The 22,620-nt window shown below is 42.9% G+C and carries 20 protein-coding genes; 19 read left to right on the top strand and 1 reads right to left on the bottom strand.

Annotated features, from left to right (window positions below):
- Positions 1 to 300: 300 nt before the first annotated feature.
- A complete protein-coding gene (gene nox / locus AC4HAN_RS00065; RefSeq protein WP_491090374.1) occupies positions 301 to 1,674 on the top strand; it encodes a H2O-forming NADH oxidase in 1,374 nt (457 codons plus the stop codon).
- A 153-nt stretch (positions 1,675 to 1,827) separates the two neighbouring features.
- The gene (locus AC4HAN_RS00070) at positions 1,828 to 2,973 is read left to right on the top strand and encodes a hypothetical protein (protein ID WP_491090375.1); all 1,146 of its coding nucleotides are present in this window, start codon (positions 1,828 to 1,830) and stop codon (positions 2,971 to 2,973) included.
- A 70-nt stretch (positions 2,974 to 3,043) separates the two neighbouring features.
- Here the strand turns inward: AC4HAN_RS00070 and AC4HAN_RS00075 are convergent, their stop codons facing one another.
- Positions 3,044 to 4,033: an L-lactate dehydrogenase gene (locus AC4HAN_RS00075; protein WP_491090376.1), complete on the bottom strand. Its 990-nt coding sequence runs from the start codon at positions 4,031 to 4,033 to the stop codon at positions 3,044 to 3,046.
- A 185-nt stretch (positions 4,034 to 4,218) separates the two neighbouring features.
- Between AC4HAN_RS00075 and gyrA the strand changes: the two genes are divergently transcribed.
- The 17 genes from gyrA to AC4HAN_RS00160 all read left to right on the top strand — a co-directional run bounded on the left by gyrA (position 4,219) and on the right by AC4HAN_RS00160 (position 22,425).
- Entirely contained in the window at positions 4,219 to 6,681 is a 2,463-nt protein-coding gene (gyrA, locus tag AC4HAN_RS00080) for a DNA gyrase subunit A (RefSeq protein ID WP_491090377.1), read from the top strand.
- Positions 6,674 to 7,429 carry a class A sortase gene (locus tag AC4HAN_RS00085; RefSeq protein WP_491090378.1) on the top strand — a complete coding sequence of 252 codons (756 nt, stop codon included), beginning with the start codon at positions 6,674 to 6,676 and terminating at the stop codon, positions 7,427 to 7,429. Before gyrA ends, AC4HAN_RS00085 begins: the two co-directional genes overlap by 8 nt.
- Positions 7,430 to 7,555: 126 nt before the next feature.
- Positions 7,556 to 7,960, top strand: a complete 405-nt coding sequence (gene gloA2 / locus AC4HAN_RS00090; protein WP_491090379.1) for an SMU1112c/YaeR family gloxylase I-like metalloprotein — start codon at positions 7,556 to 7,558, stop codon at positions 7,958 to 7,960.
- A 96-nt stretch (positions 7,961 to 8,056) separates the two neighbouring features.
- Positions 8,057 to 9,028 carry a DUF1002 domain-containing protein gene (locus AC4HAN_RS00095; RefSeq protein ID WP_491090380.1) on the top strand — a complete coding sequence of 324 codons (972 nt, stop codon included), beginning with the start codon at positions 8,057 to 8,059 and terminating at the stop codon, positions 9,026 to 9,028.
- Between the two features lie 204 nt (positions 9,029 to 9,232).
- Entirely contained in the window at positions 9,233 to 10,495 is a 1,263-nt protein-coding gene (locus AC4HAN_RS00100; protein ID WP_491090381.1) for an NRAMP family divalent metal transporter, read from the top strand.
- 200 nt (positions 10,496 to 10,695) lie between these two features.
- Complete coding sequence (locus AC4HAN_RS00105; RefSeq protein WP_491090382.1) at positions 10,696 to 11,196, top strand: NUDIX hydrolase; 501 nt, start codon at positions 10,696 to 10,698, stop codon at positions 11,194 to 11,196.
- A gap of 49 nt (positions 11,197 to 11,245) precedes the next feature.
- Positions 11,246 to 12,055: a Cof-type HAD-IIB family hydrolase gene (locus AC4HAN_RS00110; RefSeq protein WP_491090383.1), complete on the top strand. Its 810-nt coding sequence runs from the start codon at positions 11,246 to 11,248 to the stop codon at positions 12,053 to 12,055.
- An 80-nt stretch (positions 12,056 to 12,135) separates the two neighbouring features.
- A complete protein-coding gene (locus tag AC4HAN_RS00115) occupies positions 12,136 to 12,783 on the top strand; it encodes an SGNH/GDSL hydrolase family protein (RefSeq protein ID WP_491090384.1) in 648 nt (215 codons plus the stop codon).
- A 207-nt stretch (positions 12,784 to 12,990) separates the two neighbouring features.
- Complete coding sequence (locus tag AC4HAN_RS00120) at positions 12,991 to 13,275, top strand: phasin family protein (RefSeq protein ID WP_491090386.1); 285 nt, start codon at positions 12,991 to 12,993, stop codon at positions 13,273 to 13,275.
- Between the two features lie 20 nt (positions 13,276 to 13,295).
- Positions 13,296 to 14,870 carry an ABC1 kinase family protein gene (locus AC4HAN_RS00125; protein WP_491090387.1) on the top strand — a complete coding sequence of 525 codons (1,575 nt, stop codon included), beginning with the start codon at positions 13,296 to 13,298 and terminating at the stop codon, positions 14,868 to 14,870.
- A 328-nt stretch (positions 14,871 to 15,198) separates the two neighbouring features.
- Entirely contained in the window at positions 15,199 to 16,665 is a 1,467-nt protein-coding gene (locus AC4HAN_RS00130) for a glycoside hydrolase family 1 protein (RefSeq protein ID WP_491090388.1), read from the top strand.
- Between the two features lie 17 nt (positions 16,666 to 16,682).
- Positions 16,683 to 17,279 carry a histidine phosphatase family protein gene (locus AC4HAN_RS00135; RefSeq protein WP_491090389.1) on the top strand — a complete coding sequence of 199 codons (597 nt, stop codon included), beginning with the start codon at positions 16,683 to 16,685 and terminating at the stop codon, positions 17,277 to 17,279.
- Between the two features lie 27 nt (positions 17,280 to 17,306).
- Complete coding sequence (locus AC4HAN_RS00140; RefSeq protein WP_491090391.1) at positions 17,307 to 17,906, top strand: histidine phosphatase family protein; 600 nt, start codon at positions 17,307 to 17,309, stop codon at positions 17,904 to 17,906.
- Positions 17,907 to 17,954: 48 nt separating this feature from the next.
- Positions 17,955 to 19,394 (top strand): 6-phospho-beta-glucosidase, encoded by a 1,440-nt coding sequence (locus tag AC4HAN_RS00145; protein WP_491090392.1) that lies wholly within the window; start codon positions 17,955 to 17,957, stop codon positions 19,392 to 19,394.
- Positions 19,395 to 19,505: 111 nt separating this feature from the next.
- A complete protein-coding gene (locus tag AC4HAN_RS00150; RefSeq protein WP_491090394.1) occupies positions 19,506 to 20,159 on the top strand; it encodes a YczE/YyaS/YitT family protein in 654 nt (217 codons plus the stop codon).
- Positions 20,160 to 20,327: 168 nt separating this feature from the next.
- On the top strand, positions 20,328 to 21,452 hold the full coding sequence (locus AC4HAN_RS00155) for an AI-2E family transporter (RefSeq protein WP_491090395.1): 1,125 nt from the start codon (positions 20,328 to 20,330) through the stop codon (positions 21,450 to 21,452).
- A 124-nt stretch (positions 21,453 to 21,576) separates the two neighbouring features.
- Positions 21,577 to 22,425 carry an HAD family hydrolase gene (locus tag AC4HAN_RS00160; RefSeq protein ID WP_491090396.1) on the top strand — a complete coding sequence of 283 codons (849 nt, stop codon included), beginning with the start codon at positions 21,577 to 21,579 and terminating at the stop codon, positions 22,423 to 22,425.
- Positions 22,426 to 22,620 lie beyond the last annotated feature (195 nt).

A 22,620-nucleotide genomic window follows, 5' to 3' on the forward strand; every position in this document is an offset into this window, starting at 1 on the left:
TACCACAAGGTCAATGCGGAAGGCTTAGACCATTATGCAGGTGTTCAGACAGTCTGAGGATAGACTGTCTGAGGTGCGTGCCCTAAAATAAAAAAGCGAGCAAGCGAACTGGGAAAGAGACCCTTTCGGATCACCGCCTAGAAACTAGGAGGTGGGAAGAAGCAAAAATTAAAATTTTGGGGATTCCTTTTCTGTTTCTTTTTTTAGTGAAAAAGTGAGCATATTCTTTGTAAGCGTTTCAATATCATGGTATACTGATAAAGTAACTAAATTAGATTATAGTGAAAAGAGGATTTGCTTATGAGTAAAATCGTTGTTGTTGGTGCTAACCATGCCGGTACATCTAGTGTTAATACCATTTTGGATAATTACGGCAGTGAAAACGAAGTTGTTGTTTTCGACCAAAATTCCAATATTTCTTTCTTAGGATGCGGAATGGCTCTTTGGATTGGTAAACAAATATCAGGACCTCAGGGACTTTTCTATGCAGACAAAGAGATGCTGGAATCAAAGGGTGCAAAAGTTTACATGGAGTCACCGGTAACAGCTATAGATTACGATGCTAAAACAGTTACTGCCTTGGTTAATGGCAAGGAGCACGTCGAAAACTACGATAAACTCATCTTAGCAACAGGTTCAACACCAATTTTACCGCCTATTGAAGGAGCAGCGATTAAAGAAGGCAGCCGCGAATTTGAAGCGACGCTTGAAAATCTGCAGTTTGTTAAACTTTATCAAAATGCTGAAGATGTCATCAATAAACTGCAGGATAAGAGTAAAAATCTTAACCGTGTTGCTGTTGTGGGAGCAGGCTATATCGGTGTAGAACTGGCTGAAGCTTTTAAACGGCTCGGTAAGGACGTTACGCTGATTGATGTTGTTGACACCTGCTTAGCCGGTTATTATGACCGCGACCTTTCAGATATGATGCGTCAAAACTTAGAAGACCACGGAATTGAATTGGCTTTCGGTGAAACCGTTAAAGCGATTGAAGGTGACGGCAAGGTAGAGCGTATTGTGACCGATAAAGCTAGCCGTGATGTTGATATGGTTATCTTAGCCGTAGGATTCCGTCCTAATACTGCATTGGGCAATGGCAAGCTGGAAACTTTCCGCAACGGTGCTTTCCTTGTCAATAAAAAACAAGAGACCAGCCTGCCTGATGTTTACGCTGTTGGCGACTGTGCTACGGTTTACGACAATGCTATCAATGATACTAACTATATTGCTTTGGCATCAAATGCCCTGCGTTCAGGCATTGTAGCGGGTCACAATGCGGCTGGCCACGAATTAGAGTCTCTGGGGGTACAAGGTTCAAATGGTATTTCTATCTTCGGACTGAATATGGTATCAACCGGATTGACGGCTGAAAAAGCCAAACGCTTTGGTTACAACCCAGAAGTAACAGAATTTACTGATAGTCAAAAAGCAACCTTTATCGAACACGATAACTATCCGGTTACTCTTAAGATTGTCTATGATAAGGACAGCCGTCTGATCCTCGGTGCACAAATGGCATCTAAAGAGGATATGTCAATGGGAATCCACATGTTTTCACTGGCTATTCAGGAAAAGGTTACTATCGATCGGCTAGCGCTCTTAGATTTCTTCTTCCTGCCTCATTTCAATCAGCCATACAATTACATCACAAAGGCAGCACTTAATGCTAAATAAGCTTGAGCTGAGATATAATCTCAGCTTTTTTGATTGAGTTTTATAGGAAATAAGAAGTTTTCTTTCTTCCCTGCCGGAAAAGATTTTCTGCTGTCGGCATTGTCGCTTAGGAGTGAATAGTATATAATAAAAGGGATAAAGGAGGTTTTTGGAATGGACGGACAGCAACCAAAGGAGAAGAGAAGATCGCAAAAAGGAAAAGAAAACAGGCAGGAAGACATTCTCAAAAATAAAATCTCACGGCTCAAGACAGCTTTAGAAGAAGAAAATGATCCAAATCTGAGAAAAGAGATGCTTCTTTTGCTGCAGGAATACGAGGCATCCTACAAAGCTTTAATTCAGAAAAAACATCTGTTGACCTATCTGCTGTCTGCAGCTGCGGCTATAGCTGTTATCGTTGTTGTTTTATTCTTGATGTTTTTAAGAGACAGTTCAAGATCCAGCACATCATCTTCGCAGAGCAATCAGGCTCGTATATCCAGCACGGTGCAAAAAAATGAAACTGAAAAAACAACCGCGACAGAATCTTCCGACAGCAAAAGCGATAGCAACAGCAAAAAGAATTTGGAGACTTTTCCGAAAACCTTGCTTGGTACCTGGTCGGGCTATCTCAGCTACATGCAAGAAGACATGACTATGACCTTTACGGAGGACAATACTGTCAAAACAACCGTAGGGGCAAATACTTATACAAGCCGCATTGACAGTCTGGAAAAGGTCGGTACTGACACTTATCTCTATCATCTTTCCCTAAATTCAGAGCCGACTGCTCTTGTTCCGGGAGTCCAGCTGGGGGGAGCCAGAATAAAATATGCTTATGGTATCTATATAGGAGAAGACCATATTGTTCCTCTTGTTTGGCAGGCAAGCGAGAATGCAGACTTTGACTACTCTAAACCTTTAGAAAATAATCAGTCGGATTATCGTTTAACAAAGGGGAATGGTTCGCAAAATTCATCTAAAAGGACAAGAAAAAAGGACAGCCAAGTAGACACTAAAAATCTAACGACAGAGCAAGTCGAAGACTGGGTTATTGCGCATTATCTGGATAATCGTAAGGATGGTCAGCGTTTTACAAAAGCAGACTTTGTTATTGAAAGCTGGAAAGCACAGACAGACGGACTGGTTTATGCTATTGTCAGGGAAAATCATGCTAGGGATGCCATGAAAGAAGCGGGAGCAGATCCCAATGTTAATCCGGCTGTTGCTCATTACCGTATCAATGCAAATGGGGAGCTGGAAAAATTATCCGGTGCCGATAATTGGACGGTCGTCAGCAGGACCTATTACACTGACTAGAAATCAAACATTGCAAAAAAAGACAGGCCTAAGGCCTGCCTTTTTATCATAAGGTATGGAGGTTGATTGTTTAGTTGCGGGCTGCAGCTGCGAATTCTTCATTTGAGAAGGCTTCGTCAATGATTTCTTTAAGCTGTTTAGCAGAAGCTTGCATTTTTTGAAGCTCAGCATCATTTAACGGAATGTTTACCGGACGAACGATACCGTGTGCGCCGACGATTGCAGGCTGTCCGATAAAGACATCCTCAACACCTTCGTATTGGCCGGATTGGAATACTGACAGCGGAAGCACAGCATTTTCATCATCAAGGATTGCTTTGGTAATACGAGCAAGAGCTACGGCGATACCATAGAAAGTAGCACCTTTTTTATTGATGATAGAATAGGCAGCATCACGAACGGATACGAACAGTTTGACAAGACCTTCAGCATCAACATCGCGGTTATCTTGCAGCCATTGTTCCAATTTAACACCGGCTACATTGGCATGAGACCAAACGGCGAATTCTGAGTCACCGTGTTCACCCATGATATAGGCGTGAACGGAACGAGCATCAACGCCGATTCTTTCAGCAAGAGCTTGACGGAAGCGAGCAGTATCAAGAGATGTACCAGAACCGATGACACGTTCTTTAGGGAAGCCGGAGAATTTCCATGTTGAGTAAGTCAAGATGTCAACCGGATTGGCAGCAACCAAGAAGATTCCCTTAAAGCCTGATTCAACTACTTGTGTAACGATAGATTTGTTGATAGCAAGGTTTTTACCCACAAGGTCAAGGCGAGTTTCACCTGGTTTTTGAGGGGCACCTGCAGTAATGACAACAAGGTCAGCATCTGCACAGTCTTCGTATTTAGCAGCGTAAATTTTCTTTGGTGAAGTGAAGGCGAGTGCATGGCTAAGGTCAAGAGCGTCTCCGACAGCCTTTTCAAACAGCTGAGGAATTTCAATAATTCCGAGTTCTTGAGCGATTCCTTGGTTAACAAGAGCGAAGGCGTAAGATGAACCTACAGCACCGTCACCGACAAGGATGACTTTCTTATGTTGTTTAGTTGCAGTCATGTTCTAAACATCTCCTTATAATTTATTAAGTGTATATCTTATACGAATTTATTCTATCACTTTTAGTTAAAAAAGTCACTAATATTTTCCCGGACCTAAGGAAAACTATAGTAGAATAGCTGAAAATGAGCATTTTTTGTGATATAATATAAGGGAGTTTTAGACTAGAAATGGGGCATTTTTTAATGCAAGATAGAAATTTAGTAGATGTCAATTTAACCAGTGAAATGAAAACGAGTTTTATTGACTATGCTATGAGTGTTATTGTTTCTCGTGCTCTGCCTGATGTCCGCGACGGTTTGAAACCAGTTCACCGCCGCATTTTATACGGAATGAACGAACTGGGTGTTACACCGGACAAACCGCATAAAAAATCAGCACGTATTACCGGTGATGTCATGGGTAAATACCACCCGCACGGGGACTCCTCTATTTATGAGGCTATGGTTCGTATGGCTCAGTGGTGGTCTTATCGCCACATGCTGGTTGACGGTCACGGAAACTTCGGTTCTATGGATGGAGACGGAGCTGCCGCACAGCGTTATACAGAAGCGCGTATGAGTAAGATTGCGCTTGAAATGCTGCGTGACATTAATAAAAATACCGTTGATTTTGCAGATAACTATGACGGCAGCGAGCGCGAGCCCTTGGTTTTGCCGTCTCGTTTCCCTAATTTGCTGGTCAATGGGGCGACCGGTATCGCGGTAGGTATGGCTACCAATATTCCGCCTCACAATTTGGGTGAGACTATTGATGCTGTGAAATTAGCCATGGACAAACCTGACGTCACGACACGTGAGCTGATGGACGTTTTGCCCGGACCGGATTTTCCGACAGGAGCGCTTGTCATGGGGAAATCGGGCATTCACCGCGCTTATGATACCGGTAAAGGAACGATTGTCCTGCGGGCCCGCACTGAAATTGAGACGACCAAGTCCGGGCGGGAACGTATTGTCGTGACGGAATTCCCTTATATGGTCAATAAGACCAAGGTGCATGAGCATATCGTCCGTCTGGCACAGGAGAAACGTGTTGAAGGGATTACGGCTGTTCGCGACGAATCGAGCCGCGAAGGAGTGCGCTTTATCATTGAGGTTCGCCGGGATGCCAGCGCCAGCGTTATTTTGAACAATCTGTTTAAGCTGACAAGCCTGCAGACAAACTTTAGTTTTAACATGCTGGCTATTGAAAACGGTGTGCCAAAAATTCTGTCTTTGAAGCAGATTCTGGATAATTATATTGCCCACCAAAAAGAAGTCATTGTCAGACGAACAGAGTTTGACAAGGCTAAGGCTGAGAGCCGCGCACATATTTTAGAAGGCTTGCTCATTGCGCTTGATCACTTGGATGAAGTGATTCAGATTATCCGCAGCAGTGAGACAGATACCATTGCACAGGCAGAATTGATGAGCCGCTTTGACTTATCAGAACGGCAGAGTCAGGCTATTCTTGATATGCGTCTGCGCCGCCTGACCGGTTTGGAAAGAGATAAAATCCAATCAGAATACAACGAATTACTGGCTTTAATTGCTGATTTGGCAGATATCTTAGCTAAACCAGAGCGCGTTATCACGATTATTAAAGAAGAATTGGATGAAATCAAACGGAAGTTTGCTGATGACCGCCGAACAGAACTTATGGTCGGAGAAGTCCTGTCGCTGGAAGATGAGGATCTGATTGAAGAAGAAGATGTTCTCATTACCCTGTCTAATAAAGGTTACATCAAGCGTTTAGGACAAGACGAGTTCCGTGCCCAAAAACGCGGCGGCCGCGGGGTCCAGGGAACCGGTGTCAATGATGATGATTTTGTCCGTGAACTGGTTTCAACCAGCACCCACGATTCCATGCTCTTTTTCACTAATCAGGGCAGGGTTTACCGTCTGAAAGGCTATGAAATCCCTGAATACGGCCGCACTGCTAAAGGACTGCCGGTCGTTAATCTGCTGAAGCTGGATGAGGGAGAAACGATTCAGACGATTATCAATGTCAGAGCTGATGATTTTCATGATAAATACCTCTTTTTCACAACCAGACAGGGACTTGTCAAGCGAACCAGTGTTTCTGCATTTGGCAATATTCGCCAAAACGGACTCAAGGCTATCAACCTGCGTGATGGAGATGAACTCATCAATGTGCTTTTGACAGACGGAGCAAGCGATATTATTATCGGAACACGCCAAGGTTATTCCGTTCGTTTCAATGAGACGGCAGTCCGTGATATGGGACGGTCGGCAACGGGTGTTAAAGGTGTTAATCTGCGTAAAGAGGACCTTGTTATCGGTGCTGCCCATATCACTGACAATCAAAATGTGCTAACCATTACGGAACAAGGCTATGGCAAGCAAACACCTGCTGAACAGTACCCGACTAAAGGCCGCGGCGGTAAAGGAATTAAAACAGCCAATATCACTTCTAAAAACGGTCCTCTTGCAGGCTTGGTAACTGTTAATGGTGATGAGGATATCATGGTTATTACTGACACCGGTGTGATTATTCGGACCAGTGTTGCCAATATTTCTCAAACAGGCCGTTCAGCTATGGGTGTCAAGGTGATGCGCTTAGATAAGCAGGCAAAAATTGTCACTTTTGCACTGGTAAAACCAGAAGCAGCAGAAGAGCCAGCTTCAAATGGTGATGAAAATGAGTAGAAAGTCAATGAATAACATGCGTAAACCCAAGAAAAAGCGACATTTTCTTCGAAGCTTTTTCTTTGTTCTCCTGCTTTTGATTGGTCTGGCCTTAATCTTTAATAAACCAATCAGAAACAGCCTGATCGCTTGGAATACCAATCGATATCAGGTCAGCAAGGTCAGCAAGGAAGACATCAAAAAAAATAAAAAGGCTGATTCTTCCTTTGATTTTAAAAAAGTTAAATCAATCAGCACTGAGTCAGTTTTGGCAGCTCAAATGGCGGCGCAAAAACTGCCTGTTATCGGCGGTATTGCAATTCCGGATTTGAAAATCAATCTGCCGATTTTTAAAGGCTTGGATAATGTCGGACTGACTTATGGTGCAGGGACGATGAAGGAAAATCAGGTCATGGGGCAAAATAATTATGCTCTGGCCAGCCACCATGTGTTTGGCATGACAGGCTCTTCTCAGATGCTGTTTTCGCCCTTAGAACATGCAGAAAACGGCATGAAAATTTATCTCACGGATAAAAATAAAATTTACACCTATGTCATCGATGAGGTAAAAACGGTCAGTCCTGAGCACGTTGAGGTGGTAGATGACAAACCCGGTCAGACTGAGATTACGCTGGTGACCTGTACGGATGCCGGAGCGACAGCCAGAACGATCGTTCATGGCAGCTACGAAGGAGAAAGTGATTTTAAAAAAGCCCCTAAGGAAGTCAAAAAAGCCTTTCGCCGGTCTTACAATCAAGTCTCACTCTAGCTGTCAATAAGCTTTGCGGCTTGCAAAAACAAGTACCTTGAAAAGGACTGGGCAAAACTGAACTGCCGGCAGTCCTTTTTTTCTGTTATAATGTGCATAAGGCAATAATTAAAGGAAGGTCAACTAATGAAATTAACTGCTATTCACCACGTCGCTTTCATCGTCTCAGACTACGATAAATCCTATGATTTTTATGTTCATAAATTGGGCTTCGAAGTTATTCGAGAAAATCACAGGCCTGAACGCCACGATTATAAACTGGATTTGAAATGCGGCGATATAGAGCTGGAAATTTTCGGAAACAAATTGAGCGATCCCTCTTACAGTGCACCGCCTGCTCGTGTCAGCCGACCAAGAGAAGCTTGCGGTCTTCGCCATCTGGCCTTTCGTGTAGCCGATGTGGAAGCTGTCAGACAAGAGCTGCTTGATCTGGGAATAGAAGTTGAGGAACTGCGCTATGATGATTATACGGGGAAAAAGATGGCCTTTTTCTTTGACCCTGATGGCTTGCCTTTAGAATTGCATGAGTAAGGTACTGTTGACTTTTTCTTTTGCGAAAAGATCGGAAAATGCTATAATGAAGCTCTGAGATTTGAAAGAAGAAACGATTAACGAGAGAGGTATTATATGACATTGCGAAAATTATTGACTTGCGGAGCACTTTTTCTGATTTCCTTGATGAGTTTGACTTTGGTTGCTGCCGACAGTTCGAGTTCTGTTCAAAAGGTAATTGATGAAGCCTATGTTCAGCCGGACTATGTCATGGGTTATTCTTTGAGTGAAGAGCAGCGCAGCCAGACCTTGAATCTGCTGGGCTACAATGCTGATACAGATACCAATGTCAAAACACTTGATACCAGCAGCTATGCTAAAATCATGAATGTGGCAGATGATTCCAGCTTGCAGCTGTATTCATCCGTTAAAATCCAAAAATTAGGCGATAAAGAAACCCTGGATGTAAAAATCGTAACTCCCCAAAATATTACTAAGGTTACTCAGGACATGTACCGCAATGCTGCGGTTACACTTGGCATTGAGCATGCCAAGATTACGGTTGCTGCACCTATTGCGGTGACAGGAGAATCAGCTTTGGCCGGTATTTATTATTCGCTTGAAGAAAACGGGGCAAGTGTTTCTGAAGAAAGCAAGAACTTAGCCCAGGAAGAGCTGGGTGCCCTTTCGGACATCAATGAGCAAAATCAAGGCAAGAAAGGCTACGATGCAGACAAACTCAATGTTGCTTTGACCGATATTAAATCGGCAGTAGCAGATGCAGGTGACAGTCTGACTAAAGATCAGGTTCAAAAAATTGTAGAAGATACCTTGGATAATTACGGGCTGAAGTCCTCGATGACAGAAAATCAAATCACCTTGATTGTTAACTTTGCATTCAATTTATCAAAGAGCAAGGTAATTCACAATGACGGCTTTAAATCATCACTGAATTCCTTAAAGGACAGTATTGTAGCTAAGGCTAAGTCTACGTTTAAAGGATTTAATCTGAATTTTGATGCTAATAAGGCAATCGAATCCGGTAAGGGATTTTTTGCCAGAATTTGGCAGTGGCTTGTAGACACCTTTAGCAGTTTGTTTTCATAAAGAATAGCTGAACTTTTCTGAAAGCAGCCCAAAATAACTTGGCTGAGCCGTCTGCCGGCTCAGATTTTTGACTTTCTTGATTATTAGGGAGATTGATTGAAATTTTCTGAAAATCCTCTTGACAGCTTTAGATTCAATGATATAATAATTGTATAACAGATTCTGAAAAATCTGACAATTATAAACAAATAAGGAGAAAAGTTTATGGCAGAAAACACTGAGGAACAATCAACAACCTGGAAAGAAAAATTTCAAGCCTTTGGCCCCGGAGTTCTCATGGCTGCAGCAGCGGTCGGAGGCTCGCACATCGTCTCTTCAACACAGGCGGGTGCTATTTACGGCTGGCAGCTGGCCATTATTATCCTCTTGGTTAATTTATTTAAGTACCCGTTTTTTAGATTTGGGTCACAGTATACGCTGCAAAATAATAAAAGCCTGATTGAAGGATATAAGGAAAAGGGAACTTTTTACCTCTGGATATTCTTTATTATGAATATTTTTTCAGCTGTGGTCAATACGGCTGCGGTAGGTATTTTAGCGGCTGCTATCTTGTATAATATTTTTCCGCATGGATTTGGTTTGAGCATTTCACAGCTGACAACGATTTTGATTGTTGTTACCTGGGCCATGCTTTTGATCGGCGGCTATAAGTTTCTTGACAGCCTGTCTAAGTTTGTCATGATTTCGCTGACTTTGGCAACGACTTTGGCAGTTATTATTGCTGTTTTCAAACACAGAGAGCTGGCGCCTAATTTTCATGCACCTTCGCCATGGCGGTTAAGTGCTCTGCCATTTATTGTTTCTTTGATGGGCTGGATGCCGGCACCTATTGAAATATCGGCAATCAATTCGATGTGGTCTGTTGAAAAACGCCGGACAACTAAAGTCACCTATAAAGACGGTTTGCTCGACTTTAATGTAGGTTACATTGGAACAGCTGCTCTTGCCTTTATCTTCCTGGCTTTGGGAGCTTTGATTCAGTTTGGCTCCGGCGAGCCGGTCAAAAGTGCCAGTGCAGCTTACATTGCTCAATTTATCAGCATGTATGCCTATGCTATCGGAAATTGGTCACGGCTTTTGATTGCCTTTATCGCCTTTTTGTGTATTTTTGGTACGACTATTACCGTTATTGATGGTTACTCCCGTGCCAACAATGAAAGTCTCCGTCTTCTTTTCAATAAAAAAGAGTCCAGTCAAAAGTCATTAAACATTTGGATAACAGCGACTTCTGTTGTCGGAATTCTCATTGTTCTCTTATTTGCAGGTGATGTTGCTACCTTAATGCGTTTTGCCATGATTGCTTCTTTCCTGACAACACCGATTTATGCTTATTTAAACTTCTCCTTAGTTAACGGCAAGGAACACAAGTTATCACCATGGCTGTCCGGACTGTCAATTGCCGGAATCATTTATCTGTCTGGATTTGCCCTCTTCTTTCTTGCCTATATTACAGGCCTTATCGGTTGATTGAGCCTGCTGCTTAAAAAAGAAAAACCGGAATGAACAGACAATCTGCACCCCAGAAATTAGACGAAGAATCTAATAATTGGGGTGCTTTGTTTTGTATCACGAGTAGATATGAGCAGCAGGTGGCTGGTAAAAAACTTGAATTTTCATCGTCTTTAGGGATATAATAAAGGAAATTGCAAGTGAGGAAAGAGGCACTGATGACAGAACTTTGGGATGCTTATGATGAAAATCGGCAATTAATTCCGGGAAAAACTATTGTGCGCGAGACATTCTCGACAGCAGATGATTTTCACTTGGTCGTTGAGGTTTTGCTGTTACATGAGGATAATGCGGTGCTGTTTATGCATCGTTCTTCTGAAAAAGAAATTTTTCCGGGTTATTATGAAGCGACTGCCGGTGGCTCAGTCTTAAAAGGCGAGAATTCAGAGACAGCTGTCCGACGGGAATTACAAGAAGAGACAGGTCTGGAGGCTGGGCGTCTGCAGCTTCTTTTTCAATACAGCGATCCTCAGTACCATTCTCATTTTGATCATTATCTGGCTAGGACCAATGCTGATAAGAACAGCGTCAGTTATCAAAAAGGCGAGACAGACGGTCATGTGTGGGTGGCTCCGGAAGACTTAGCGGATTTTCTGGATAAGGAAAATGTCCTGCCTGCCAATGTGACAGAGCTGAAGATACTGTTTGGTTTGGAATAGCAGCTTTCTGGGCCGCTGTTTTATAAAATGAATGATTAAAGGAGTCAAAATGACGGTAAAAGTAATCGCAACAGATATGGATGGTACTTTTTTGAATTCACAAGGGGAATATGACCATGAGCGCTTCCAAAAGCTGTTAGAACAGCTCCAGAAAAAAGATATCCGCTTTGTTGCGGCAAGCGGCAATCAGTATCGGCAGCTGAAAGATCGCTTTCCCGACTGCCATGAACAGCTGACTTTTGTGGGTGAAAACGGGGCTAATATCGTGCACAAGGATGAGCCTATAATTGAAGTTTTTCAAAAGAGAGACGATATTGCAGACTTAATACATTTTGTTGAAAAAGAATATCCTGAGGCTGTTATTTCTTTGGCAGGCGAGAAGAGAGCATATCTGCGTAAAGATGTTCCGGAAAATATCATTGAATGGCTTTTGCCTTTCCTGCCCAACTTAAAACTTGTTGACAGGCTGCTTCCGCTTCCTCAGGAGCGCTTCTTCAAGCTGACTTTGAAGGTTGAAGAAGGAGCTGTGGCACAGGTCATGCAGGCCGTTAATGCATTTAAAACCGGTAAGCGTTTAGTCAGCACCAGCAGTGGTTTTGGCTGTATTGATGTAATTACAAAGGGTATGCACAAGGGCTGGGCTCTTCAGCAGCTGCTTGATCGCTGGAATTATACGAGAGATAACCTTATGGTATTTGGAGACAGCGGCAATGATGTTGAAATGCTGAAACTGGCCAAATACTCTTATGCGATGGCCAATGCTTCTCAGGAAGCTAAGACGGCAGCCCGCTATCAAGCTGGGTCAAATAACGACAGTGCTGTTTTGGAAACTATTGAAAACTATTTGGCTGCTCTATAACATCAAACGCAAGCTTGGAGATAAGTTCCAGAGCTGATGTTATCAGGTATCATGCACATAAGGCTAAGGAGGCATAAAACATGTTAGACAGGCAGCAAACGTCCGCTCAGCGTTCCAAGGAAAGCGGCAGTGCTAAATTAGACAGCTATCAGATGGAGCGGCTGCAGCTCTTTCAAGAGACCAATCCGCAAGAACCGGCAGACGGGATTGTTTTTACCGGTGATTCAATCACTGAATTTTTTCCTTTGAAAAAATATCTGGGCCGTGACAAACCGCTGATTAACAGAGGGATTGCCGGTACGGACTCTGTTTGGCTTTTGGAGCATCTGCAAGAGCAGGTGCTGGACTTAACCCCGGCTAAAGTTTTTTTAATGATTGGCATCAATGATATCGGCAGAGGTTATGAGTTATCGGCGATTGTCGGCAGAATTGCAGATATGATTGCACAGATTCGAAGCTGGAATATTTTTACCAAGATTTATTTGCTGTCTGTTTTGCCGGTCAATGAAGGGGAACAGTATGCCGCAAAGGTGAAAATCAGAAACAACGCTGCTGTTCAAAAGCTGAATCAGGACTTGCAGGTTTTAACAGGTGCTGAATATATTGATCTGTACCCTTTGCTGCTGGATGATAGAGGAAATCTAGCGCAGCAGAATACCATTGACGGCCTTCACCTAAGTCAGGCAGGCTATGCTAAAATTGCAGCTGCTCTAAAAGGAGAGCTGTAAATCTGACAGTTCAGAAAGTCAGCTTAATACTGCAGAAGTTCAAAAGTTCTGCGGTTTTTTTATTGTCTGTTTTCAGCTATAAAAATTTCGAAATAAGCCGAAAAATTCGAAAAAATGCCCATATTTTTCATAAAAAGTAGTAAGATAAAGGTATAGCTAAATGGTGCTGCATCTTGCGGCAGGCTCTATTATTAAGGAGGATTTATCATGGATGAACTGAAAAAAATTTTATTGGCTGGAATTGGTTTGACGTCGATGACTTATGAAAAGGCAAATGAATTCGTTAAGGAATTGGTTGAAAAAGGCCGGATTACAGTGGATGAGGGCAAGGAATTACAGTCCGAATTAAAGCGTAAGAGCCAGGCAGAAGCTCAAGAAGTTTTGGACAAGGTCAATGCTAAGACACAAAATGTGCAGTATGCCACCAAAGAAGATGTTTCCCGTTTGGAAGCAAAACTGGATGCTCTCTTGCAGGAGTCATCTGAAGAATAGTTGCAGACAAGGGAAGTTTTATGTCAACTAAGCGTTTAAGAGAAATAGTGGCTGTTTTTAGTTCGGTCGGTCTGACAGCATTTAAGGATAAAAACAAAGCAGCCGATGATCAAACAGCACCGCAAAAACTGCGACAAGCCTTTGAAAAACTGGGTTCGAGTTTTGTTAAAATCGGTCAGATTTTATCCACCAGAAGTGATTTGCTGCCGGATGCTTATATTAAAGAACTGAGTAAACTGCAAAGCGATGTAGAGCCTTTGCCTAAAGATATTGTCATGTCTGCTATTCAGGCAGAGCTTAAAGAACCGATCGATCAAGTTTTTCAGTGGATTTCTGATGAGCCTTTGGCCAGCGGTTCTGTAGCTCAGACGCATCTGGCTAAGCTTTACTCCGGTCAGGAAGTTGTCATTAAAATTCAAAGACCGCATTTGGCAGAAGTTATTGAAGAAGATATCAGTCTTTTGATTCGCCTGTCTCGCAGAATTCCCTCAGCCTTTATTCCCATGGTCAATGTGACGGATGTCTTATATCAGTTAAAGGACAGCTTGATTATTGAGATTGATTTTCGCAATGAAGCACAGGCTATGCTGGATTTTGCCGAGCTCAACCGAGGGGTTAAGTGTGTTGCTGTTCCTGCAGTCTTTTCGGACTATACAAGCCGGCATATGATTGTTGAAGAGTACATTTCCGGGATTCCTATCAATCATTATGAAGACTTGCTTAAGGCCGGCTATGATTTAGAAGATATCGGCCGAAAACTGATGCTCTCTTTTATTAAACAAGTCTTTAAGGACGGGTGTTTTCACGGAGATCCTCACCCGGGAAATCTCCTGATTCATGAAGGACAGATTTACTTTATTGATTTTGGAATTACCGGACGCTTAGAAGATGCTATGCGGGCGTCTTTGAATGATATTCTCTACAGCTTCACAGCTCAAGATGTGGATGGAATGACCAAGGCTGTACTTGATATTACAAGCTTTGAAAGCTCAGTTAATAAGATGGCGCTGAGTCAGGATGTTGAGCGCATGCTGGCCAAATATTCGAGCCTTGACTTGGGAGATTTATCCATTACGGATCTTTTGCAGGATTTGGTTGATATTTTCCTTAAAAATCACCTGAAAGCACCGTCGCAAATTGTTATTTTGGAAAAAGCTTCACTGCAGATTGAAGGGATTTTCCGGGATTTGGCACCCGATATTGATCTGATGACCCTGGCTAAAAATTATTTCCTTGAAAATATGGGGCCTGATTTACTGAAGCAGGCGCTTAACAAGGAAGCCCTGCTGATAGAATTATTTTATCTTTTGAAAAATGGTAAAAATATTCCCAGACGGATGAACCAGCTGCTGGAACAGGTGCTAAACGGCCGTATCTTAGTTAATCACGACTTTTATGACTATACTAACCGCATCAAAACAGTCAGCAGCATCGCTAGCCAACTGGTACTCAGCATCATTTTTCTGGCCTTAATGCTTTCTGCTGGTTTATTTAGCCTTAGTGCAGCAATGCGGCCCTTGTCAGTCTTTTTGCTGGGACTTGCCTTGCTTGTTTTGATTTGGGAGATTATTTGGCTGGTTAAAAGCCGCCGTTAAGCGAATCCTTAGGAAATCATAACTCAGGAAGAAATGGCTGCAGGAACATCCAGGATCGGCTCATCTTGCTGTCAGTGCAGGCGGCTAAGAAAAAGCAGATAATCTGACAAAAGCTTTAAGATGATGGGGTGCTTGTGCTGAGCGGCCCTCAGGACAACAGGAGATGGTCATTATGAATTCTGTGTTTTGGGAAGTGACGGCTGTCAGACAGAGGTCACTGTTTAAGAAATTCATCGTAGGATAGTATCAGTATATCTGAGGATTTTAGAGGAAAAGCGGTTTTCTGACTGTTATAATAGCAAATGTATGATAACAGGAGGTAGTTGCTATGACAAAACAATTTCCGGAAAATTTTTTGTGGGGCGGTGCAACAGCTGCCAATCAGTTTGAAGGTGCTTGGGATATTGACGGACGAGGTCCTGCAACATCTGACACAGCTCGTGCTGTAGCTCCAAAAGAGCGTAAAACGATGGGAAGCGAGTTTGCAACGCCCATGAATCGGGAACGATTAGACTTTGCTCTTAGCGATAAGGAAGGGCTTTATCCTAAGCGATGGGGGTCGGACTTTTATCACCGTTACAAAGAAGACATCGCACTCTATGCTGAAATGGGCTTTAAAACTTTTCGGCTGTCCATTGCCTGGTCGCGGATTTTTCCAAAAGGTGATGAAAAAGAGCCTAACGAAGCAGGCCTTGCTTTTTATGATAAGGTTTTTGACGAGCTCCATAAATACGGTATTGAACCCTTGGTGACGCTGTCGCATTATGAGTTTCCTATTCATCTGGTGAAAGAGTACGGCGGCTGGAAGAACCGCAAAGTTATTGATTTCTTCGTTCATTATGCAGAAACAGTCTTCAATCGTTATAAAGACAAAGTCAAGTACTGGCTGACCTTTAATGAAATCAATATCATTGGTATGACAGGCTATCTGTCCGGAGGGCTGCTTTTTGAAGACGGTAAATTAAATCTGCAGGAAATGTATCAGGCTGCCCATCATCAATTTGTAGCATCAGCTTTAGCGACCAAGGCTGCCCATGAAATCAATCCTGACGCTAAAGTCGGCTGTATGCTGGCTCGCATGCAGGCTTATCCGGCAACCTGCAATCCGGATGATGTTATGGAAGAAATCCGAAAAGATCATGAAAATCTTTTCTTTTCAGATGTTCAAGTGCGCGGCAAGTATCCGTCGTATGCCAAACGTTTTTTCAGAGAAAACAATATCCGGCTTGAGATAGCTGACGGAGATTTGGAAATTCTTGAAAAATATCCTGTTGATTTCATGTCTTTTTCTTACTACATGAGTTCTCTGGCCCGCAAAGAAACCAATCAAGAGGAAACGACAGCCGGCAATCTTATGTTAAGTGAGCCCAATCCTTATTTGAAAGCTTCAGATTGGGGCTGGCAGATTGATCCTGTCGGACTGCGTATTACCTTAAACAATCTGTATGACCGCTATCAAATTCCGCTGATGGTTGTTGAAAATGGTCTGGGGGCTTTAGACAAGGTTGAAGAAGACGGCTCTATTCATGACCAGTACCGCATTGACTATCTCAAATCTCACGTCGAACAGATGTACGAAGCGATTGAAGACGGTGTTGACCTGATGGGTTATACCTGGTGGGGCTGTACCGATCTTGTCTCGGCATCAACCTCAGAAATGTCCAAACGCTATGGCTTTGTTTATGTCGATGCGGACGATCAAGGACAGGGAACGTTTAACCGTTCACGCAAGGATTCTTTCTTTTATTATAAGGAATTGATTGCAAGCAACGGTGCTAATGTATTGAACAAGTAATAAAAAGGAGTGTAAGAATGGCTCAGATACTTTATCTCATGCGCCACGGTGAAACTTTATTTAACACACAAAAACGGGTTCAGGGGTGGTGCGATTCCCCTTTGACTGAAAAAGGTATTGCTCAGGCAAAGCAAGCCAGAGATTATTTTCAGAAACAGGGAATTTTATTTGACAGAGCCTATTCTTCAACCCAGGAACGAGCGACAGATACTTTGAAACTGATTACCGATCTTCCCTATCAGCAGTTGAAGGGGCTCAAAGAAATGAATTTCGGTATTTTTGAGGCTCAGCCAGAGCTTTTGCTGCCAAAATTCAGACCGGGCAGCAATTCTTTTGAGGATTTACTGGTTCCCTACGGCGGTGAGGATATTATTCAGGTTGGTCAGCGTGTTTATGATACGATTACAGAAGTACTTGCCGGTGAAGAAGAACAGACAAATCTCATGGTCAGCCACGGAGCAGCTCTTTACGGTCTCATTTTAAAGCTTGAGCAGAAGCTCCCGCAGGGATTTCGTTTTGGCAATTGCGCTGTCTGTCAGTTTGAGTATTCTGCCAGCCAGCTGAATTTAGTCAGTGTCATTGATCCGCTGACTGAACAAAAAATTGAACTATAATTGAATTATAAAGGAGATTTTAGTCCAGTGCGAATACTTTATCTAATGCGGCACGGGCAAACACGCTTTAATGTGCAAAAGCGCATTCAGGGAGCCAGTGATTCGCCGCTGACTGAGCTGGGTATTGAACAGGCCAAGGCTGCTAAGCATTATTTTGATCAAAAGGGAATTGTTTTTGACAGCATTTATGCCTCCACGCAGGAACGGGCCTGTGACACAGCTGAATTAGCCAGCGGACGAACTGACTATCTGCGGCTGAAAGAGCAGGATTTTGGCGCTTTCGAGGGTCAGCAGGAATTCCTCAACCCTCCCTTGCAGGGTGATATCGGTTATGGTGACTATTTTGTAACTTACGGCGGGGAATCGTATTTAGATGTTCGGCAGCGAATGGAACAAACGATCCGTCAGGTGTTGGAAGCTGAAAAAGACCCTTCAAGCATTCTTATGGTCAGTCACGGAGCAGCTATTGCTCAGTTTTACCGTCAGGTCATCGCCAACTATCCGCCTATCCGCATGACTAACTGTACAATTTTAAAATTTACTTATGAAAAAGGCCGATTTGATCTGCTGTCTGTTACTGATCCGGTTCAGGACAAAAGGCTGTATATCAAGGAAGAAGAGCGCTGATCAGTGAATCTGATTGCGCAGACTGCATAGAAATAAAAGGAGAAGCAAATGACAACTTTAAAACCATTTCCAGACGGATTTTTATGGGGCGGCGCGACAGCTGCCAACCAATGCGAAGGGGCTTATGATGCTGACGGCCGCGGATTGGCTAATGTTGATGTCGTACCGATCGGTGAAGACCGTTTTCCCATTATTGCTGGAAAAAAGAAAATGTTCGACTTTGAGGACGGTTATTTCTATCCGGCCAAAGAATCCATTGATATGTACCATCATTTCAAGGAAGATATTGCGCTTTTCGGCGAAATGGGCTTTAAAACCTACCGTCTGTCGATTGCCTGGACACGTATTTTCCCTAAGGGAGATGAAGCAGAACCTAATGAAGCCGGTTTGCAGTTCTATGAAGACTTGTTCAAAGAATGCCATAAGTACGGTATTGAGCCGCTGGTGACCATTACGCATTTTGACTGTCCGATGCATCTGATTAAAGAATACGGCGGCTGGCGCAATCGTAAGATGTTAGAGTTTTACGAACGTCTCTGCCGAACACTTTTTACGCGTTATAAAGGACTGGTCAAGTATTGGCTGACTTTCAATGAAATCAATATGATTCTTCACGCGCCGTTTATGGGTGCAGGTCTCTATTTTGAAGAGGGCGAAAACGAAGAAGAAGTGAAGTATCAGTCTGCTCACCATGAATTGGTCGCATCAGCTATCGCAACTAAATTAGCTCACGAAATTGACCCTGATAACAAGGTTGGCTGCATGCTGGCTGCCGGTCAGTATTATCCAAATACCTGCAATCCTGATGATTACTGGAAAGCTATGCAGGAAGACCGTTCCAACTATTTCTTTATCGATGTGCAGGCGCGCGGGGAGTATCCAACTTATGCTAAAAAGCAATTCGAGCGCGACGGTCTGAACATTGTCATGACTGATGAGGACCTGCAGCTTCTGAAAGAAAACACCGTTGACTTTGTTTCTTTCTCTTATTATTCCAGCCGTGTTGCTTCTGCCGATCCAAAGGCAAATGAAAAAACACAGGGAAATATCTTTGCTTCCATTAAGAATCCTTATTTGAAATCGTCAGAGTGGGGCTGGCAGATTGATCCGCTTGGTCTTCGGATTACTTTAAATACGATCTGGGACCGCTATCAAAAACCAATGTTCATTGTTGAAAACGGTCTGGGTGCAGTGGATGTGCCGGATGAAAACGGCTATGTTGAAGATGACTATCGCATTGATTATCTGCGCGAACATGTCAAAGCCATGAATGCTGCGATCAATGAAGATGGTGTTGAACTTTGGGGCTATACCACTTGGGGCTGTATTGATCTGGTATCAGCAGGAACAGGTGAAATGAAGAAACGGTACGGCTTCATCTATGTTGACCGCGACAATGCCGGCAATGGCACTCTTAAGCGTTCCAAGAAAAAGTCGTTTGACTGGTACAAGCAAGTCATTGCGTCAAATGGAACAGACATTGATTAAGGACAAAAAAGCGGCTTAGGCCGCTTTTTAAGGTTTGATATTTCAACGAGAAAACGTCGGGCGATTGTTTTGTTGTGATAAAACTTGAAGTTTAGAAAGTTTGGTGATGAGTTGGACACGAAGAAAATAGGGCTGAAGCAGCTGTTGATTTATTTGCTGGGAATTGTTATTTTGGCAGCGGGAATCTGTCTCAATACGAAAACACAGTTAGGGGTATCTCCTGTTATTTCGGTTGCTTATAATGCTGCACAGATTTTCAAGCTTTCGATTGGGACAGCCACATTTATCTATTACTGTTTTTTGATTTTCCTGCAGTATTGCCTTTTGAGGAAGAATTTTGAAGCGGTACAGCTGCTGCAGGTCATTGCCAGTTTTTTGACCAGTTTTTTTATTCAGCTTTATGACAATATTTTACCTATACCGCAAAGTCCGTTGTCCAAGTGGCTGCTGCTTTTTATAGCTATTGTATTAACCGGGGTCGGCGCTTCCTTAACAATTGCCATGCAGGTCATTCCCAATCCTGCGGACGGTCTGGCAAATACGCTGGGTTTTGTCTGCCGCAGAAATTTCGGTTTTGGCAAAAATCTTTTGGATGCCGCTTGCATTCTCATTGCCTTATTTTTAGGCTGGTTTTTCAAACAGGGCTTTTTAGGTATTGGGCTTGGGACAGTTGTTGCTATGCTGATGACCGGGCGGGTTATTGCCTTTTGCCATCCCTGCTCGGAAAAGCTGCTGACAAGATTGCACAATCAAACCGCAAAATAGCAGCCGATAAGCATCATCTGTCTTTTGAGTTAATAAGAATTGCTTGTATGTACCCCTTTAGATTCTTGAGCTCATCTGCGATAATGGACTTGGCAGGTCTGTGTCGCTCAAGGAAAGCAGCAAACGAAAACCTTAGCTTTCATCTGATTTTAGTGTATAATAGAGCTTATGAAACTTAATAAAAATTATATTTTGTATCCTGTTTTCGTTTTTGTCATTTGCTATGCAGCTATGACAAATTGGTCTAAGGGAGCAGAATTACTCCATACTTTCTTTTCTGCTCTGTCTCCTTTTTTAGCGGGCGCAGCAATCGGCTATATCGTCAACATTGTCATGAGTGCTTATGAAAGGCTGTACGATAAGCTGCTAAAATCACCTCAGCTGCAAAAGGCTAAGCGTCCTTTGACCATGGTTTTGGCTTATGCTACTTTTGTTCTTGTTGTCACATTAATTTTCACCATTGTCCTGCCGGATTTGATTGCCAGTCTTCAGTCACTCTTAGCTATCGATCCCAAAGACATTCAGGCGCTTATTAATGACGTTCAGCACAACAAGTGGGTCTCAAGGATTTTAGCCGCTTTTGGGACAGAGACACAGCTCAGCAGCTTAATCTCGGATTACAGCCGGCAAATTTTAAGTCAGTTTTTAGGTGTATTGACCAATGTTCTGGCTTCGGTAACATCTATTGCCTCAGCCGTAATTTCCATTTTTGTCAGTATCATTTTTTCCATGTATGTTCTGGCCAATAAGGAAAAATTAGGTTATCAGTTTAATCTTCTGGTAGATACTTATCTTGGGCGTCATGCTAAGAAAGTCCATTATCTTCGTGATATCTTACATCAGCGCTTTCACGGCTTTTTTGTCGGGCAAACCTTAGAGGCTATGATTTTAGGCAGTCTGACTGCAGTAGGAATGATGCTGCTTGGCTTGCCTTATGCCGCAACCATCGGTATCTTGATTGCTTTTACAGCCTTAATACCGGTTGTAGGGGCCTATATCGGAGTGAGTGTCGGTGTTATTTTGATTATGACTCAGTCATTTTCACAGGCTGTTATTTTCCTGGTCTTCATCGTTCTTTTGCAGCAGTTTGAAGGCAACGTCATTTATCCGAGAGTGGTCGGCGGATCAATCGGTTTGCCGTCAATGTGGGTGCTGTTGGCTATTACACTTGGCGGCGCATTGGCAGGGATTGTCGGCATGCTGGTTGCAGTTCCGATTTTAGCCAGTCTCTACCAAATCATCAAAGATCATGTTTATAAAAAACAAGCTCAAAAGCAACGTCAAGGCAGTTAAAAGCCTTGGCTTTTTGCTATTCTTTTAAAATAGTATGATAGTATCAGATATTAAGAGAATGGCACTATCTTTTTACAGGCTTCGTGACTTATAATAAAACTAGAAAATCATTAGGAGTATATAGATGGACAGAAAGATTATTTTTTTGGATGTAGACGGAACTCTGGTGGATTATCACAATCGCATTCCTCAGTCAGCCATAACAGCTATCCGCAAGGCGCGGCAAAATGGTCATCTGGTCTTTATTTCAACAGGACGCAGCCGGGCAGAAGTACAGCCGGAACTTTGGGCTATCGGTTTGGATGGTATGATTGGCGGCAACGGCTCTTATGTGGAATATGACGGTCAGGTCATTATGCACCAGCTGCTTTCTCCTGCGGAGGCTAAAGCTGCTGTTGATTGGCTGCACGAACGCGGCCTGGAATTTTATCTGGAAAGCAACAACGGCCTTTTTGCCAGCAGGAACTTCAAAGAGCGTGCACGCGAAACCCTCAGAATTTATAGCATGCGCAAAGGGAAAACGTCAGCAGAAGTTGAACATCAAGAAGTCGAAGATGCCATACACGGTCTTATTTTCGGCGGTGACCTTTACCGTGATGACCTCAACAAAATCAGTTTCGTACTTGATTCTTATCAAGACTATCTGGATGCCCAAAAAGCCTTTCCTGATCTGAAAGTCGACACCTGGGGCGGCCGTGGGGAGACAGCGCTTTTTGGCGATCTGGGTGTCAAAGACATTACTAAAGCGCACGCTATTGACGTCCTTTTACAGCATTTAAATGCCGATAAAAAAGAGACGATTGCCTTTGGCGATGCCAAAGTTGACATCCCCATGCTGCAATATTGTGAGATAGGGGTTTCTATGGGCAATGGCGGACCTGAAATTTTAGCCATGGCAGATATGGTGACAGATGATGTTGAAGACGACGGACTGTTTAACGCCTTTGAAAAATTAGGACTGCTTGCTGATTAAAGATAGATTTTCTTAAGATAATTGAAAAGAAACAGCAATTAAAGAGTAAAAAGAGTCGTTTAGACTAAGTAAAACGGTTTCTATCGTTATAAAAAATAACTAAAGACAGGACAAGGAATTTAGCGGAAAAATTTTTTAAATTCGGTTCTGTCTTTTTCTATATAGAAATAATTGATTTTTCAAAAGAAAAATTGT

The sequence above is a fragment of the Streptococcus sp. ELY_86 genome (assembly GCF_058314495.1).

Excerpts from the sequence above, each read along its gene's own strand:
- AC4HAN_RS00070 (WP_491090375.1), top strand. The coding sequence starts at position 1,828 with ATGGACGGACAGCAACCAAAGGAGAAGAGAAGATCGCAAAAAGGAAAA.
- AC4HAN_RS00110 (WP_491090383.1), top strand. The coding sequence starts at position 11,246 with ATGACGGTAAAAGTAATCGCAACAGATATGGATGGTACTTTTTTGAAT.
- AC4HAN_RS00130 (WP_491090388.1), top strand. The coding sequence starts at position 15,199 with ATGACAAAACAATTTCCGGAAAATTTTTTGTGGGGCGGTGCAACAGCT.
- AC4HAN_RS00075 (WP_491090376.1), bottom strand. The coding sequence starts at position 4,033 with ATGACTGCAACTAAACAACATAAGAAAGTCATCCTTGTCGGTGACGGT.
- AC4HAN_RS00135 (WP_491090389.1), top strand. The coding sequence starts at position 16,683 with ATGGCTCAGATACTTTATCTCATGCGCCACGGTGAAACTTTATTTAAC.
- nox (WP_491090374.1), top strand. The coding sequence starts at position 301 with ATGAGTAAAATCGTTGTTGTTGGTGCTAACCATGCCGGTACATCTAGT.
- gloA2 (WP_491090379.1), top strand. The coding sequence starts at position 7,556 with ATGAAATTAACTGCTATTCACCACGTCGCTTTCATCGTCTCAGACTAC.
- AC4HAN_RS00125 (WP_491090387.1), top strand. The coding sequence starts at position 13,296 with ATGTCAACTAAGCGTTTAAGAGAAATAGTGGCTGTTTTTAGTTCGGTC.
- AC4HAN_RS00105 (WP_491090382.1), top strand. The coding sequence starts at position 10,696 with ATGACAGAACTTTGGGATGCTTATGATGAAAATCGGCAATTAATTCCG.
- AC4HAN_RS00120 (WP_491090386.1), top strand. The coding sequence starts at position 12,991 with ATGGATGAACTGAAAAAAATTTTATTGGCTGGAATTGGTTTGACGTCG.
- AC4HAN_RS00095 (WP_491090380.1), top strand. The coding sequence starts at position 8,057 with ATGACATTGCGAAAATTATTGACTTGCGGAGCACTTTTTCTGATTTCC.
- AC4HAN_RS00085 (WP_491090378.1), top strand. The coding sequence starts at position 6,674 with ATGAGTAGAAAGTCAATGAATAACATGCGTAAACCCAAGAAAAAGCGA.
- AC4HAN_RS00160 (WP_491090396.1), top strand. The coding sequence starts at position 21,577 with ATGGACAGAAAGATTATTTTTTTGGATGTAGACGGAACTCTGGTGGAT.
- AC4HAN_RS00155 (WP_491090395.1), top strand. The coding sequence starts at position 20,328 with ATGAAACTTAATAAAAATTATATTTTGTATCCTGTTTTCGTTTTTGTC.
- AC4HAN_RS00100 (WP_491090381.1), top strand. The coding sequence starts at position 9,233 with ATGGCAGAAAACACTGAGGAACAATCAACAACCTGGAAAGAAAAATTT.
- AC4HAN_RS00145 (WP_491090392.1), top strand. The coding sequence starts at position 17,955 with ATGACAACTTTAAAACCATTTCCAGACGGATTTTTATGGGGCGGCGCG.
- AC4HAN_RS00115 (WP_491090384.1), top strand. The coding sequence starts at position 12,136 with ATGTTAGACAGGCAGCAAACGTCCGCTCAGCGTTCCAAGGAAAGCGGC.
- gyrA (WP_491090377.1), top strand. The coding sequence starts at position 4,219 with ATGCAAGATAGAAATTTAGTAGATGTCAATTTAACCAGTGAAATGAAA.